Source organism: Roseateles subflavus (genome assembly GCF_030285365.1).
Taxonomy (GTDB): Bacteria; Pseudomonadota; Gammaproteobacteria; order Burkholderiales; family Burkholderiaceae_C; genus Roseateles_B; species Roseateles_B subflavus.
Window position 1 is genome coordinate 610,872 of the sequence record NZ_JASVDS010000003.1, and the last position, 14,547, is coordinate 625,418.

Genomic DNA, 14,547 nt, shown 5'->3' on the forward strand with positions numbered 1-14,547 from the left:
CAGGGCGCGTGCGCTCAGGCCTGGAAGCCCTGGGGGTTCATCGACTGCCAGCGCCAGCTGTCCTCGCACATGCGCTGCAGGTCGTGCCGGGCGCGCCAGCCCAGCAGGGCCTGCGCCTGGGCGGGGTCGGCGTAGCAGGCGGCCACGTCCCCGGGGCGGCGGGCCACGATGTCGTAGGGGATGGGGCGGCCGCTGGCCTGCTCGTAGGCCTTGACGAGCTCCAGCACGCTGTAGCCCCGGCCGGTGCCGAGGTTGACCGTCAGCGAGCCCGGCTGCTCGAGCAGGCGGCGCAGCGCGGCCACGTGGCCATCGGCCAGGTCGCAGACGTGGATGTAGTCGCGCACGCCGGTGCCGTCGGGGGTGTCGTAGTCGTCGCCGAAGACCTGCAGGCGCTCGCGGCGGCCGATGGCTACCTGGGCCACATAGGGCATGAGGTTGTTCGGGATGCCGCGCGGGTCCTCGCCGATGCGGCCGCTCTCGTGGGCGCCGACCGGGTTGAAGTAGCGCAGGCAGGCCGTCTGCCACTGCGGGTCCGAGGCGCCGAGGTCGCGCAGGATGGTCTCGCCCATGAGCTTGGTCGCGCCATAGGGGTTCACCGCGCTGACGGGGGCGTCCTCGGTCAGCGGCAGGCGCTCGGGCACGCCGTAGACCGTCGCGCTGGAGCTGAAGACGATGCGCCGGCAGCCGCTGCGCTGCATGGTCTCGCAGACGTTGACGAGGCCGCCGATGTTGTTGCGGTAGTAGGCCAGCGGCTGGCTGGTGGACTCGCCGACGGCCTTGAAGGCCGCGAAATGCACGACGGCGTCCGGCCGGTGGCGCTCGAAGACCTGCGCCAGCGCGGGCGTGCACACGTCCACCTGCTCGAAGACCGGCGCCCGGCCGCCGAGCTCGCGCAGGCGCTCCAGCACGAGGGGTGAGCTGTTGGAGAAGTTGTCGACGCCGACCACCTCGTGCCCGGCCGCCTGCAGGGCCAGCCAGGTGTGGGACGCGATGTAGCCGGCGGCGCCGGTCAGCAGGATCTTGGCCATGGCGGGTGCGAGGGTCAGCGCAGGATCAGCTGCGCGTTGCAGCCGAAGGCGTTGGCGTTGTAGGGAAGGGAGAACTGGGTCGAGGTGCTGCTGCGCTGCTCGTGCGAGAGCTGGCACCCGAGCTGCGTGTTGCGCCACGGCGTCCAGCTGGCGCCCATCGACAGGACGCGGTTGCTGTCGCTGCCGTCGATGGCCTGGCCGAGGTTGCTCGTGTAGCGCAGGTCCCGGTGGGTGTTCAGCACACTGGCGTTGAGCGCGATCTTGGCGCTGAGCTCGTAGGTCGCGGCCACGCGCACCGAGGTGCTGCTGCGGTTGTTCTCGGTGCGGATCAGGCCGGAGAACAGGCTGCTGCTGTCCTGGCCGGCGTCGCGGGCGAGCTGGGTCGAGAGTCGCAGCTTCGGGCTGGGCTCCCAGTTCCATTGCACCGAGCCGGTCATGCCGCTGACGTCATTGGCGGCCGAGACGCCGTAGCGTGTCCGGGCGTGGCCGAGGCGGGCGTTGTAGCTGCTGGCGCCGCCGGGTTCCCAGTCGAGGCTGAGGGTCACGTCCTTGCGGTCCAGGTCCTCGCCGATGCCGCCGGCGACGACGCGCTCGAAGTAGCTGCCGCGGGTCAGGCGCCCGCCGAGGCCGAGCTTCAGGCCCGGGCGGGGGCGGTAGTTCACGCCCAGGTTGCCGCTGTGCTGGCGGTAGTTGTAGGGGCGGTAGCTGGCGAGGCTGTAGCGGTCGCGCAGCCAGCCGACGCCGCCCTCCAGCTGCCAGGCGCCCGCCAGGCCGTAGCGGACCTGGGCACCGAGCTGGTCGGTCGTCTGCACATTGCGCTCGGCCACGCTGGGGCGGTCGCCGGGATTGAACGCGGCGAGCGAACGGTTCGTGCTGCCGTTGAAGGAACCGCCGAGCTTCTCGAAGGCTTCCCAGCTGAGGCCGCCTGACAGGCTGTACCCGCTGTTGTCCAGCGTGCGGTTGCGGCGGTAGCGCTGCTGGCGCACGGCGGCGTCCAGCACCAGGCGCTGGCGGCCGTAGACCTGGTCCAGCCCCGCGCGCAGGCTGGCGCTGCCGACCCAGTCGCTGCTCTGCGGGCTGCCGTCGCTGAGCCGGTAGAGGTTCGAGACATGCGTGAGACCCGCACCGACGCCGACGTAGTAGGGGGTCGTCTCCGCCGCGGCCTGCAGCGACAGCAGGAGCAGGGCGGCGGCGCTGGCCGTCGCGGGGGTGTTCCCGGGGCGCGAGGCGGGGCGTGCAGAGCGGGTGTGGCGGACGGCGGGATCGGGCATGGGCGGGTCAGCGGTGTTGTCGTCGGGCGATGTCTTCAATAGGCATTGCGGTCGAGCACCACCAACCGGACGGTGCGCGCGATGATCTGGAGGTCCAGTCCGAGGGACCAGTTGCGCAGGTACTCCAGATCGTATTCGACCCGTGCGCGCATCTTGTCCAGAGTATCGGTCTCCCCGCGAAGGCCGTTCACCTGCGCCCATCCCGTGATCCCGGGCTTGACCTTGTGCCGGACCATGTAGGCCTTGATCAGCTCCCGGTACTGCTCGTTGTGGGCCACCGCATGCGGGCGCGGCCCGACGATGCTCATGCGGCCCTGCAGCACATTGAAGAACTGCGGCAGCTCGTCCAGCGAGGTGCGACGCAGGAAGGCGCCGAAGCGGGTGACGCGGGGGTCGTCCCGCGTGGCCTGGCGCACCTCGGGGGTGTCGTCCATGACGCGCATCGAACGGAACTTGTAGACCTTGATCTCCTCGCCATCCAGTCCGTTGCGCCGCTGCTTGTAGATCACCGGTCCTGGCGAGCTGAGCTTCACGCCGGCGGCGATGGCCAGCATCAGCGGGGCCACCAGCAGCAGGATCAGGCTGGCCAGCACGAGGTCGCTGAGCCGCTTGACCAGCTCGTTGCTGCCGGTGAACGGGGTGTCGCAAATCCCCACGACCGCCATGCCGTTGAGGTCCTGCAGCCGACCCTGGATGATGCTGATGCCGAAGATGTCGGGCACGAAGAACAGCGAGGCCGTGGTGCCCTGCAGCTGCTCCAGCAGCGCCACGATGCGGGGCTGCGACCCCAGGGGCAGGGTGATGTAGACCTCGCGCACGTTGTGGCTGCGGATGAAATGCGCCAGACCGTCCAGTGCGCCGAGGTGGTGATCCCGCGCGTCGGCGTGCACCCGCTCACCCCGGCGGTCGTCGAAGAAGCCCAGCAGCTCGCGGCCCTGCGTGCTGTCCGACAGCAGCGCCTGTGCAACCTTCGCCCCCAGCGGTCCGGCCCCCACGATGACGGCGCTGCTGCGCGAGCGCGGCCGCCGGGCCCGCCAGCGCAACAGGCGGTGCCCGATGCCCACGCTGGCCCACTGCAGCAGCGGCGTCAGGCCGGCCCACCACGCCAGCACCCGGGTGTCGAAATAGCCCAGGCTGCTCGTGGCATAGGCGAAGGCCCACAGGATGCCCAGCAGGACGAGCCAGTGGCTGACGATGTCGGTGATGGCGCTGACCGGGTGCGTGCTGAAGCGGTCCCGGCCGGGGAAGGTCAGCGTGAAGACCAGCAGGCACAGGACGTAGCCCGCACGGATCAGGGGCTCGTCGAACCAGGCGCTGACGGCCAGGAAGCAGGCGACGTTGAGGCAGGGCTCCAGGAACGCCGCGACCAGGGCCGGGACCGGCTGGGGGGCGCTGTAGAACGTTCTCTTGTAGCTGCGTTCCTCGAACATCTGGCGGGAGCTCCGGCGCCGGGCAGGCCGCGCACAGGGTGTGCGGGACCGGCCGGCGGCTGATTCTCCCTCAAGACGCAGCGCCGGGGCGGGCCGTCGAGGGGCGTGGGGTCGGGTCTTGCCACCCAGCCGGGCCACGGGCCGTGCGCCGCCGCGACTCGGCCTGCCCTCAGCCGCCACTCAGCCCCCACTCAGCCTGGGGCGGCGCGGCCTGCCTACAATCCGCGCATGATTCAAGACTGGTCGACGCTCCTCGCGCCGGCGGTGCAGGACCGCATCGCCCTCCTGCTCAACCACGTCCTCTCCCGCGAAAGCGTGGCGACGGACCGCCTGCGCCCCCATGCGGGCCGCGTGCTGCGGGTGCACCTGGCCGGCTGGCCGGCGCTGTTGCCGGCCGCGCCGGACATGCTGCTGGCCATCACGCCGGCCGGCCTGTTCGAGCGGCTCGACGGCGCGCCGCAGGAGGCCCTGCGCCTCGAGGTCGATGCCAGCAACCCCGCGGCCCTCGCGCTGGGCGCCCTCAGCGGCGCGAAGCCGGGCGTGCAGGTCCAGGGCGACGCCGCCCTCGCCGGTGACATCAGCTGGCTGATGGAGCACCTGCGCTGGGACATCGAGGACGACCTCGCCAAGCTCGTCGGCCCCATGCCCGCCCGCCAGCTGGCCCGCTGGAGCCAGGCGGCGGCCCAGGCCTGTGGCGCCTTCGCGCGCGGCGCGGCCGGGTTCGTGAAGTCCCGCGGCGGCTGATCCAGGAACAACGCCCCGATGCGCTACTTCGCCCGCCTGCTGGTCATCAGCTGGACCATCTTCAAGTACGGCCTGGACGAGCTGGCGCTGTCCGGCTTCCGCCGCCACCGGCTGCTGGGCCTGCTGCACCGCCTCGTGTCCGTGGGCCGGGCCTGGGAATTGCCGCGCGGCGTGCGTCTGCGCCTGGCGCTGGAGCATCTGGGGCCGATCTTCGTCAAGTTCGGCCAGGTGCTGTCCACCCGGCGGGACCTGGTGCCCGACGACATGGTCGAGGAGCTGGCCAAGCTGCAGGACCGCGTGCCGCCCTTCCCGGCGGCGCAGTCCCGGGCCCTGGTGGAGAAGGCCTTCGGCAAACCCATCGAGGAGCTCTTCGCGACCTTCGAGGCCGAGCCGGTGGCCAGCGCCTCCATCGCCCAGGTGCACTTCGCCACGCTGAAGGACGGCCGCGAGGTCGCCGTCAAGGTGCTGCGCCCGGGCATGCTGGACGTCATCGAGGACGACCTCGCCCTGTTGCGCACGCTGGCGGGCTGGGTGGAGCGCTTCTCGGCCGACGGCCGGCGCCTGAAGCCCCGCGAGGTGGTGGCCGAGTTCAACAACTACCTGCACGACGAGCTGGATCTCGTGCGCGAGGCGGCCAACGCCACGCAGTTGCGCCGCAACATGGACGGCCTGGGCCTGGTCCTCGTGCCGGAGATGATCTGGGAGCTCTGCACCCAGCAGGTCATCGTGATGCAGCGCATGCACGGCGTGCCCATCTCGCAGATCCAGCGCCTGCGCGAGGCGGGGGTGGACATCCCCAAGCTGGCGCGCGACGGCGTCACCATCTTCTTCACCCAGGTCTTCCGCGACGGCTTCTTCCACGCGGACATGCACCCGGGCAACATCCAGGTGAGCCTCGATCCCGCCACCTTCGGGCGCTACATCGCCCTGGACTTCGGCATCATCGGCACGCTCACCGAGGTCGACAAGGAATACCTGGCGCAGAACTTCATCGCCTTCTTCCGCCGCGACTACAAGCGCGTGGCCGAGCTGCACATCGAGTCCGGCTGGGTGCCGGCCTCCACCCGGGTGGATGAGCTCGAGGGGGCCGTGCGTGCGGTCTGCGAACCGCACTTCGATCGCCCGCTCAAGGACATCTCGCTGGGCCAGGTGCTGATGCGCCTGTTCCAGACGTCCCGCCGCTTCAATGTCGAGATCCAGCCGCAGCTGGTGCTGCTGCAGAAGACGCTGCTGAACATCGAGGGCCTCGGTCGCCAGCTGGACCCGGAGCTGGACCTCTGGGCGACCGCCAAGCCCTTCCTCGAGCGCTGGATGAACGAGCAGGTGGGCTGGCGCGCGCTGCTCAACGGCATCAAGAAGGAGGCGCCGCGCTATGCGCAGTTCTTCCCGGAGTTCCCTCGCCTGCTGCATGACGCCCTCAAGCGCCAGGGCCAGTCCACCGACGAGACGGCCCTCCTGCGGGCGATGCTGGTGGAGCAGCGGCGCACCAACCGCCTGCTGATGGGTTTCCTGCTCGCCCTGGGCGGTTTCGTGCTGGGCCTGCTGGCCACGCCCTGGCTGCTGCGCTTCTGGACTTCCCTGATGTACTGAGGGCGCGCGAGGGGCGGATTTCGCCCCTGCCTCGCGGATAATGCGCGCTTTTGAGCGCCGAACCGGCCGGATCGCGCGCATCCTCCTGGCCCCTTTTTGCCACGCCCGCCTCGCCGCGGGCCTCTGACATGAACATCACGCTGATCGTCTTCGTCGTGCTCTACCTGCTGGGCACCCTGGCCCTGGGCGTCTGGGCGGGCACCCGCATCAAGAACACGAGCGACTTCGCCATCGCCGGACGCAGCCTGCCGCTGGTCATGGTCATCACGACCACCTTCGCCACCTGGTTCGGGGCCGAGACCGTGATGGGCATCCCCGCCAAGTTCGTGCAGGGCGGCCTGAATGCCATCGTGGAGGACCCCTTCGGCGCCGGCACCTGCCTGATCCTGGTGGGCGCCTTCTTCGCGACCAAGCTGTACCGCCAGAACCTGCTGACCATCGGCGACTTCTACCGCCAGCGCTACGGCAAGGGCGTGGAGGTGTTCTGTTCGACGGCCATCATCCTGAGCTATCTGGGCTGGGTGGCGGCGCAGATCACGGCCCTGGGCCTCGTGTTCTCGGTGCTGACCAACGGCGCCATGAGTGAGACCGCCGGCATGATCGTCGGCACGCTGGCCGTGCTGATCTACGTGGTGATCGGCGGCTTCCTGGCCGTGGCCTGGACGGACTTCATCCAGATGATCGTGCTCGTGGTGGGGCTCTCGGTGATCGCCGTGTTCTCGGCCGACCTCGCCGGCGGCGCCGACAAGGTCCTGGACCTGGCCCGCAGCAAGGACCTGTTCAAGTTCATGCCCGAGCCCAAGTTCACCGACGTCGCCATGTTCATCGGCGCCGCCGTGACCATGATGCTGGGCTCCATCCCGCAGCAGGACGTGTTCCAGCGCGTGATGTCCGCCAAGGACGAGAAGACGGCGCGCAACGGCGCCATGATCGGCGGTGCGAGCTACATCCTCTTCGCCGCCGTGCCCATGTTCATCGTGGCCAGCGCCGTGGTGGTGATGGGCCAGCAGGCCCTGGACATCGCCCGCGACGACTACCAGAAGCTGCTCCCCATGTTCGTGCTGGAGCGCATGCCCCTGGTGATGCAGATCCTCTTCTTCGGCGCGCTGCTGTCGGCCATCAAGAGCACGTCGTCGGCCACGCTGCTGGCGCCCTCGACCAGCTTCGTCGAGAACATCCTCAAGAACCTGCGCCCGCACATGGGCGACAAGCAGCAGCTGCTGTCCATGCGCCTGACCATCATCATCTTCGCGGGCCTCGTGCTGGCCTATGCCATCGCGATGAAGGGCACCTCGATCTACGAGCTGGTGTCCTCGGCCTACCAGGTGACGCTGGTCGGCGCCTTCGTGCCGCTGGTCTTCGGCCTGTACTGGAGCCGGGCGACGACGCAGGGCGCCATCTTCTCCCTGGTGGGCGGCATCGGCGTGTGGATCGCCTTCCTGCCCCAGGTCAGCCTGCTGGGCGAGCTCTTCCCGGGCCAGCTGGCCGGCCTGCTGACGGGCGTCGTGGCGATGATCGTCGGCTCGCTGGCGCCGCAATGGCTGAAGAACCGCCACGAGCACAAGCACCACGTCAAGGGCCTGCCGGACGAGGCCCAGGCCTGAATCGGCGGTGGATTCGGGGTCCGAACGGGCCTTGAATCCGCGGCAAAGGCCCGCATCTGGGCGTCGCGGCCAGGCTTCCGGCCCGTCCGCAGGGTGGGGGTCGCCTGCCGGCCCCTATAATTTCGCCTTTTCGATCAACAGCTTAGAACATCATGCCGATCTACGCTTACCGCTGTGGTTCATGCGGTCACGCCAAGGACGTGCTGCAAAAGCTCTCTGACGCACCGCTGAGCACCTGCCCGGCCTGTGGCGCCGAGGCCTTCCAGAAGCAGATCACCGCAGCCGGCTTCCAGCTCAAGGGCTCGGGCTGGTATGTGACCGACTTCAAGGGAGGCAGCGGCGGCAGTACGGCCACGGCCACGTCGCCCGCGGCGGCGCCGGCCGCAAGCGAGGCTGCGTCCGGTGCCAGCAGCAGCACCGACAGCGGCTCCAGCAGCGGCGGCACGGCCTGCGGCGGCTCCTGCGCCTGCCACTGAGCGGCAGCTCCAGCACCTCATCACAGGGAACCCAGTGAGAAAGTACATCATCGCCGGCCTTCTGGTCTGGCTCCCCTTGGCGATCACCCTCTGGGTCCTGAACCAGGTCCTGGGCGTCGTCAATGGCGTCTTTCACTCGCTGATCGGAGCCCTGAAGGTCATCCTGCCGGTCTCGACGCATGACCTGCTGACGGCCCTGGCCAATGTGCCGGGCCTCGGCGTCGTGATTCTTGCCGTCGGCCTCTTCCTCACCGGCATGTTCGTGGCGAACATGTTCGGCCAGTGGTGGCTGCGCCAGTGGGACAAGCTGCTGTCCAGCATTCCCATCGTCAAGAGCATCTACAGCTCGGTCAAGCAGGTCTCCGACACGCTCTTCTCGAGCAGCGGCAACGCCTTCCGCGAGGCCGTGCTCGTGCAGTACCCGCGCGAGGGGTCCTGGACGATCGCCTTCGTGACCGGCCAGCCCGGCGGCGAGGTGGCGAGCCAGCTGTGCGGCGAACACGTCAGCCTCTACGTGCCGACCACGCCGAACCCGACCTCGGGCTTCTTCCTGATGGTCTCCCGCGACCAGATCCGCCCGCTGGCCATGAGCGTGGACGAGGCCCTGAAGTACATCATCTCGATGGGCGTCGTGGCCCCCTCGGCCGCCGAGCCCGGCAGCCCCGGCCCTTGCGGCGACGCCCACCCCGGCGATCGAAATCAGCCGGGTTGAGCACCGGGCACGTGCTCAATCCTGAGGGCTTCCCGCCCGTTCCAGCGCCATCTCGAATGAACCAGCCGGCCGCCTCCCTTCGACCCCGCGGCCGCTTCCACTGAATTCCCGGAGAACTCCTATGCGTACCTGCTATGCCGGCCAAGTCAGCGAAAAGCTGCTCGACCAGACCGTGACCCTGATGGGCTGGGCCCACCGTCGCCGCGACCACGGCGGCGTGATCTTCATCGACCTGCGCGACCGCGAAGGCCTGGTCCAGATCGTCTGCGACCCGGACCGCCCCGACATGTTCAAGACGGCCGAAGGCGTGCGCAACGAGTTCTGCCTGAAGATCGTCGGCAAGGTCCGCGCCCGCCCGGCCGGCACCGAGAACGCCGGCCTGGTGAGCGGCAAGGTGGAAGTGCTGTGCCATGAGCTGGAAGTGCTGAACCCCAGCGTCACGCCCCCGTTCCAGCTGGACGACGAGAACCTCTCGGAGACCACCCGCCTCACGCACCGCGTGCTGGACCTGCGCCGCCCGTACATGCAGAACAACCTGAAGCTGCGCTACCGCGTGGCCATGGAGTGCCGCAAGTACCTGGACGAGCAGGGCTTCATCGACATCGAGACCCCGATGCTCACCAAGAGCACCCCGGAAGGCGCCCGCGACTACCTCGTGCCCAGCCGCGTGCACGACGGCATGTTCTTCGCCCTGCCGCAGTCGCCCCAGCTGTTCAAGCAGCTGCTGATGGTGGCCGGCTACGACCGCTACTACCAGATCACCAAGTGCTTCCGTGACGAGGACCTGCGCGCCGACCGCCAGCCCGAGTTCACCCAGATCGATATCGAGACCTCCTTCCTGACCGAAGAGGAGATCCGCTCGATGTTCGAGGGCATGATCCGCCACGTCTTCCAGAAGGCCATGAACGTGGACCTGGGCGAGTACCCGGTGATGAAGTACGCCGACGCCATGCACCTCTACGGCTCGGACAAGCCGGACCTGCGCGTCAAGCTGCAGTTCACCGAGCTGACCGATGCCATGGGCGATGTGGACTTCAAGGTCTTCTCGACCCCTGCCACGACCCCGGGCGGCCGCGTGGTCGCCCTGCGCGTGCCCGGCGGTGCCGAGCTCTCGCGCGGCGAGATCGACAGCTACACCGAGTTCGTCAAGATCTACGGCGCCAAGGGCCTGGCCTGGATCAAGGTCAACGAAGTGGCCAAGGGCCGTGACGGCCTGCAGTCGCCCATCGTCAAGAACCTGCACGACGCGGCCATCCAGGCCATCCTGACCCGCACCGGCGCGCAGGACGGCGACATCCTCTTCTTCGGTGCCGACAAGGCCAAGATCGTCAACGACGCCATCGGCGCGCTGCGCCTGAAGGTCGGTCACAGCGAGTTCGCGAAGGCCAAGGGCCTGTTCGAGGACCGCTGGGCGCCGCTGTGGGTCGTCGACTTCCCGATGTTCGAGCATGACGAGGACGAGAGCCGCTGGAACGCCGTGCACCACCCGTTCACCGCCCCCAAGGACGGTCACGAGGACTACATGGCCACGGACCCGGGCAAGTGCATCGCCAAGGCCTACGACATGGTCCTGAACGGCTGGGAGCTGGGTGGCGGTTCGGTGCGTATCCACCGTGCCGAAGTGCAGGCCAAGGTCTTCGAGGCCCTGAACATCAGCCCGGAAGACCAGCGCATCAAGTTCGGCTTCCTGCTGGACGCCCTGCAGTACGGCGCGCCCCCGCACGGCGGCCTGGCCTTCGGCCTGGACCGTCTGGTGACGCTGATGACCAAGGCCGAGTCCATCCGCGACGTGATCGCCTTCCCCAAGACCCAGCGTGCCCAGTGCCTGCTGACCGGCGCTCCCTCCAACGTGGACGAGAAGCAGCTGCGCGAGCTGCACATCCGTCTGCGCAATGCGGCGGCCGCGACCGGCGCTTGAGGATCTGGCGGATGCCCGGCGCATCCGCCGCGCACCAAGAGGGCAGCTTCGGCTGCCCTTTTTCATGGCCGCATGCATCCTGCGGTTTGTGGGCCGCCTGACACGCTGGGAGACATGGGCCCGGCAAGCTCCGTCGTGGGGGATTCGTGGACGTCGATGGGCGCTGTCTCGGCACGTTACCCAGCCTGAACTTTGGTACGCTGCACGGTCGAAATTACGTTAGGCCCCATGAAGAGTCTCGCAAAGATGGTCGCGCTTCTTCCGCTTGCGGTAGCGCTCTTCCTTGGGAACGCTTATGGGTCCATGTCGTTTGCAGGCCTTCTGTTTCCTCGGGTCACGCCTCGGCCCTACATGGAAATGGTCAGTTCTGCCGCGGTGGGCGCCATCGTCGGCGGCATGCTGGTCGCCTATCCCCTCGTCAGGTTGTTCCCGTCGCGGTACTTGGCCGCCGCGCTCCTCGTGTCATCGCCCCTTATGGCTCTTCGCCTCAGCGACCTTCTTGCCTACGCCGCGACGACCCAGACCGCCACGGTCATCATGTCTGCCGTCGAACTCACGCTGGTCCCGGCCGGTGCCGTCCTGGCCACTGGCTTGCTCGCCAGGTTCTTTCCGCCCGCGCTGCCAGATATGGCCTAAGTCGTCAGCTCAAGCCGACTCACGCCGGCCAACCGCCGCTCGCCGCTCCGCTTCAACGTCAAGACCTGACCCCGCGATTCCAGATGCGCAACGGCGCCACCCCCACTCAACGCGATCCGCAACTGCACTTCAAGCTCACGCCCCACCCCATGCGATCCCTCCTCCTCACGCTGCCCCTGCTTCTCGCCACCGGCTCCGCGTTCGCGCAAGGCGACGCCGACGCGCGGGCGTACACGCGCCAGGACCTGTTCGTGGCCTGTCTTGCCGGCTATGTCGGCGCCGCGGTGCCCCGTGGTGACACGCCGGACTACGACGAGTCCCTGCGGCTCGCGACGCAGATCCTCGCGGAGGTGTACCAGTTCTGCCCGGCACCGGCGCCGCAGGTCACGGCCCGGCACTTCACGGACCCGGATGCGCCGCTGCATCGCTGGATGCTCTCGGTGACCCGCGAGCTGGTCGTGCTGGCCCGGCAAGGGGCGTCTGCGCAGATGCTGGGCAAGTGGTAGGGGTGTCGGCGGGATCCCGTCGGCCTGCCAGCGCATACTGCCGCCCATGCACCGCTACCTCCATGCCAGCCCCGTCATCGATTTCCATCACGCCGAGGTCATGGCCGTCGCGCAGTCCCTGACCGAGGGGGCCGACTCCGCGCTTGAGCGGGTCCGGCGGTGTTTCGAGTTTGTCCGGGACGAGATCCGCCACAGCTCGGACTTCCAGCTCAACCCGGTGACCTGCAAGGCCTCGGACGTGCTGCGCCACAAGACCGGCTTCTGCTACGCCAAGAGCCACCTGCTGGCCGCGCTGCTGCGGGCCAATGGCATCCCGGCCGGGCTCTGCTATCAACGGCTGTCGGCCGATGACAGCGGGTCCCGGTTCTGCCTCCACGGCCTGAACGCGGTGCATCTGCCCGACATCGGCTGGTACCGCATCGACCCCCGTGGCGACAAGCCCGGCATCGCCACGCGCTTCTGCCCGCCCGAGGAGGTGCTGGCCTACGTGCCCAGCGGTCCGCAGGAGCGCGACTTTCCCGAGATCTGGGCGGAGCCCCTGCCGCTCATCACCGAGCTGCTGGGGCGATGCCAGACCTACGAGCAGGTGCTGGCCGCGCTGCCGGATGTCGAGGTCGTGCAGACCGGGCATGGCAAGACCTGACCCCAGCAAGCACCTCGACGCCCCTGACCCCTTCCGGAGCTGCCCATGCCCATCCCCGCCCACCTGCGCGACTACTGGCAAGCCTTCTCCGCCTCCGTGGGCGGCGTGGACGACGCGCGCTTCTTCGAGGCCTGCACCTTCGGCGACAGCCAGGCGCTCGCCGACGAGCTGGCGGCGCTCGTGCTGAAGGGCGTCAAGCGCGGGACGGCCGCCTCGGTCGGATCGTTCGAGGCGCAAGGCTTGCCGCTGCCGAAACCGGGCGACCTCAGCGTGATGCTGGATGGGTCCGGCGCGCCGGTGGGCGTGATCGAGACCCGCTCGATCGAGGTGCTGCCCTTCAAGGACGTCACGGCGGCCTTCGCGGCTGTGGAAGGGGAGGGCGACGGCTCGCTGGCGTACTGGCGGGAAGCGCATCGCGCCTACTTCACCCGGGAGGCCGATGCCGCGGGGCGAACGTTCTCCGAGGACCTGCTGGTGTGCTGCGAGTGCTTTGACCTGGTGTATCCGCACAGCGCCGGCCAGGCGGCGGGGCGCTGAACCCGGCGCCGCGTCGGGCGTCCCTGCGGCCTCGCCGGCCCCCGATCCCCGGGGGGCAAACATACATTTGGTAAAGATTTCCGCAGTTCGCCTACCGGAGAATGCGGACCCTGATCCACAAGAGATTCAACCGGGGAGCTCCACATGATCCATCGACACCTGCCCACGCTGGCCTTCGTGCTGCTGCTGGCCGCTTGCGGCAAGCAGGGCGCCAAGCTGGGAGAGGGCAGCTCCGAGATCACCGGCTCCGCCGGCGCGGCCGGCGCCCACCAGGCCAGCAAGGAGCTGGTGAAGTGCGATGCGCCGGTGGCCACGCTGGCCCTGGTCGAGAACCCCAACGGCTACACCGTCTCCGGCAGCTACGGCCTGCCCAGCTCCCCGGTGCCTTTGATCCGCCTGCTGGCGCAGCAAAGCGGCTGCTTCCGCGTGGTGGACCGCTCAGCCGGCCTCAAGGCCACGATCAAGGAGCAGGAGCTCAAGGACGCCGGCATCCTGCGCAAGGAAGGCAATACCGTGCACAAGGGCCGCGGCTACGAGGCGCAGTACAGCCTGACGCCCAGCCTGACCTTCAGCGAGCAGAACGCCGGCCGCGAGGTGGGGGGCCTCATGGCGCAGATCCCCGTGCTGAACAAGTTCGTGGCCGCCGCCGAGCAGGTCAAGCTCAAGGAAGCGCAGGTCGCCCTGCTGCTGACGGACAACGAGACCACCGAGCAGCTGGCCGCCGCCACCGGCTCCGTCCGCGTGACGGACCTGGGCATGGGCGGCCTCGTGGTCGGCAAGCTGGGCGGCGCCGGCGGCGCCGGCTGGGCCAACAGCAACGAGGGCAAGGTGATCGCCGCGGCCTTCCTGGACGCCCACAACAAGCTGGTCGTGCAGGTGCGCGAGCTGGCCGCCAAGGACCTCCCGCCGCCCGTGGCCACCAAGCACGGCAAGACCTGACCCCGCTGTCGGGCTTGGCGGGCGGTCGGCCGGCCCGGGCGCCGGGCTCGCACAATCGAGGCTCGGTCGCCCTCCTGGCGGCTGCAGGAGCCGCGCCATGCCTCTCGTGACGATCACCGTCCAAGCCCCGAAGTCCCCCGAATTCAAGCGCCAGGTGCTGGACGCCGTGCACGGCGCGCTCGTGTCCGTGGGCGTGCCGGAAGCCGACCGCTTCCAGCGCGTGCTGGAGCTCGGCCCCGACGACTTCCGCTTCGACGCCCACTACCCCGACACCGCCCGGCCGCGCGGCGAGGACTTCGTGCTGGTCGAGCTGCTGTGGTCCGTGGGGCGCAGCGTCAAGGTCAAGCGGCAGCTGCTGGCCGGGCTGGTGGCGCGCTGGGAGGCGCTGGGCCTGGATCCCGAGCAGCTGATGCTCGTGATCCAGGAGACGCAGTGGGAGAACTGGTCCTTCGCGGGCGGCCGGCAAATCCACATCTGAACGGCCGGTGTGCGGCCCCCGGCGGGACAGCCGCG

General features: G+C 69.1%; 15 protein-coding genes. 12 read left to right on the forward strand and 3 right to left on the reverse strand.

What is annotated here, in order from left to right; all coding sequences use genetic code 11:
• Positions 1-14: 14 nt before the first annotated feature.
• From galE to QRD43_RS13760, 3 genes are read right to left on the reverse strand one after another with little or no spacing between them, the layout of a single operon-like run.
• Positions 15-1,028: a UDP-glucose 4-epimerase GalE gene (gene galE, locus QRD43_RS13750; RefSeq protein WP_285983036.1), complete on the reverse strand. Its 1,014-nt coding sequence runs from the start codon at positions 1,026-1,028 to the stop codon at positions 15-17.
• 14 nt (positions 1,029-1,042) lie between these two features.
• Positions 1,043-2,299 carry a porin family protein gene (locus tag QRD43_RS13755; protein ID WP_285983037.1) on the reverse strand — a complete coding sequence of 419 codons (1,257 nt, stop codon included), beginning with the start codon at positions 2,297-2,299 and terminating at the stop codon, positions 1,043-1,045.
• A gap of 35 nt (positions 2,300-2,334) precedes the next feature.
• The gene (locus QRD43_RS13760) at positions 2,335-3,729 is read right to left on the reverse strand and encodes an undecaprenyl-phosphate glucose phosphotransferase (protein ID WP_285983038.1); all 1,395 of its coding nucleotides are present in this window, start codon (positions 3,727-3,729) and stop codon (positions 2,335-2,337) included.
• Positions 3,730-3,957: 228 nt separating this feature from the next.
• Between QRD43_RS13760 and QRD43_RS13765 the strand changes: the two genes are divergently transcribed.
• The 12 genes from QRD43_RS13765 to QRD43_RS13820 all read left to right on the forward strand — a co-directional run bounded on the left by QRD43_RS13765 (position 3,958) and on the right by QRD43_RS13820 (position 14,512).
• Positions 3,958-4,473: a hypothetical protein gene (locus QRD43_RS13765; RefSeq protein WP_285983039.1), complete on the forward strand. Its 516-nt coding sequence runs from the start codon at positions 3,958-3,960 to the stop codon at positions 4,471-4,473.
• Between the two features lie 18 nt (positions 4,474-4,491).
• On the forward strand, positions 4,492-6,063 hold the full coding sequence (gene ubiB / locus QRD43_RS13770; RefSeq protein WP_285983040.1) for a ubiquinone biosynthesis regulatory protein kinase UbiB: 1,572 nt from the start codon (positions 4,492-4,494) through the stop codon (positions 6,061-6,063).
• Between the two features lie 128 nt (positions 6,064-6,191).
• Entirely contained in the window at positions 6,192-7,667 is a 1,476-nt protein-coding gene (locus QRD43_RS13775) for a high affinity choline transporter 1 (protein ID WP_285983041.1), read from the forward strand.
• Positions 7,668-7,819: 152 nt separating this feature from the next.
• Entirely contained in the window at positions 7,820-8,143 is a 324-nt protein-coding gene (locus tag QRD43_RS13780; RefSeq protein ID WP_285983042.1) for an FmdB family zinc ribbon protein, read from the forward strand.
• A 34-nt stretch (positions 8,144-8,177) separates the two neighbouring features.
• A complete protein-coding gene (locus QRD43_RS13785; RefSeq protein WP_285983043.1) occupies positions 8,178-8,855 on the forward strand; it encodes a DUF502 domain-containing protein in 678 nt (225 codons plus the stop codon).
• A gap of 121 nt (positions 8,856-8,976) precedes the next feature.
• The gene (gene aspS / locus QRD43_RS13790; RefSeq protein WP_285983044.1) at positions 8,977-10,773 is read left to right on the forward strand and encodes an aspartate--tRNA ligase; all 1,797 of its coding nucleotides are present in this window, start codon (positions 8,977-8,979) and stop codon (positions 10,771-10,773) included.
• Positions 10,774-11,001: 228 nt separating this feature from the next.
• A complete protein-coding gene (locus tag QRD43_RS13795) occupies positions 11,002-11,409 on the forward strand; it encodes a hypothetical protein (protein ID WP_285983045.1) in 408 nt (135 codons plus the stop codon).
• A 149-nt stretch (positions 11,410-11,558) separates the two neighbouring features.
• The gene (locus tag QRD43_RS13800) at positions 11,559-11,915 is read left to right on the forward strand and encodes a hypothetical protein (RefSeq protein WP_285983046.1); all 357 of its coding nucleotides are present in this window, start codon (positions 11,559-11,561) and stop codon (positions 11,913-11,915) included.
• Positions 11,916-11,961: 46 nt separating this feature from the next.
• Positions 11,962-12,558 carry a transglutaminase-like domain-containing protein gene (locus tag QRD43_RS13805; protein ID WP_285983047.1) on the forward strand — a complete coding sequence of 199 codons (597 nt, stop codon included), beginning with the start codon at positions 11,962-11,964 and terminating at the stop codon, positions 12,556-12,558.
• 45 nt (positions 12,559-12,603) lie between these two features.
• Complete coding sequence (locus tag QRD43_RS13810) at positions 12,604-13,095, forward strand: ASCH domain-containing protein (RefSeq protein ID WP_285983048.1); 492 nt, start codon at positions 12,604-12,606, stop codon at positions 13,093-13,095.
• Positions 13,096-13,239: 144 nt separating this feature from the next.
• Positions 13,240-14,034 carry a CsgG/HfaB family protein gene (locus QRD43_RS13815; protein WP_285983049.1) on the forward strand — a complete coding sequence of 265 codons (795 nt, stop codon included), beginning with the start codon at positions 13,240-13,242 and terminating at the stop codon, positions 14,032-14,034.
• 97 nt (positions 14,035-14,131) lie between these two features.
• A complete protein-coding gene (locus QRD43_RS13820; RefSeq protein ID WP_285983050.1) occupies positions 14,132-14,512 on the forward strand; it encodes a tautomerase family protein in 381 nt (126 codons plus the stop codon).
• Positions 14,513-14,547 lie beyond the last annotated feature (35 nt).

Coding starts and splice junctions, on each gene's coding strand:
- galE (WP_285983036.1), bottom strand. CDS start 1,028: ATGGCCAAGATCCTGCTGACCGGCGCCGCCGGCTACATCGCGTCCCAC.
- QRD43_RS13755 (WP_285983037.1), bottom strand. CDS start 2,299: ATGCCCGATCCCGCCGTCCGCCACACCCGCTCTGCACGCCCCGCCTCG.
- QRD43_RS13760 (WP_285983038.1), bottom strand. CDS start 3,729: ATGTTCGAGGAACGCAGCTACAAGAGAACGTTCTACAGCGCCCCCCAG.
- QRD43_RS13765 (WP_285983039.1), top strand. CDS start 3,958: ATGATTCAAGACTGGTCGACGCTCCTCGCGCCGGCGGTGCAGGACCGC.
- ubiB (WP_285983040.1), top strand. CDS start 4,492: ATGCGCTACTTCGCCCGCCTGCTGGTCATCAGCTGGACCATCTTCAAG.
- QRD43_RS13775 (WP_285983041.1), top strand. CDS start 6,192: ATGAACATCACGCTGATCGTCTTCGTCGTGCTCTACCTGCTGGGCACC.
- QRD43_RS13780 (WP_285983042.1), top strand. CDS start 7,820: ATGCCGATCTACGCTTACCGCTGTGGTTCATGCGGTCACGCCAAGGAC.
- aspS (WP_285983044.1), top strand. CDS start 8,977: ATGCGTACCTGCTATGCCGGCCAAGTCAGCGAAAAGCTGCTCGACCAG.
- QRD43_RS13795 (WP_285983045.1), top strand. CDS start 11,002: ATGAAGAGTCTCGCAAAGATGGTCGCGCTTCTTCCGCTTGCGGTAGCG.
- QRD43_RS13800 (WP_285983046.1), top strand. CDS start 11,559: ATGCGATCCCTCCTCCTCACGCTGCCCCTGCTTCTCGCCACCGGCTCC.
- QRD43_RS13805 (WP_285983047.1), top strand. CDS start 11,962: ATGCACCGCTACCTCCATGCCAGCCCCGTCATCGATTTCCATCACGCC.
- QRD43_RS13810 (WP_285983048.1), top strand. CDS start 12,604: ATGCCCATCCCCGCCCACCTGCGCGACTACTGGCAAGCCTTCTCCGCC.
- QRD43_RS13815 (WP_285983049.1), top strand. CDS start 13,240: ATGATCCATCGACACCTGCCCACGCTGGCCTTCGTGCTGCTGCTGGCC.
- QRD43_RS13820 (WP_285983050.1), top strand. CDS start 14,132: ATGCCTCTCGTGACGATCACCGTCCAAGCCCCGAAGTCCCCCGAATTC.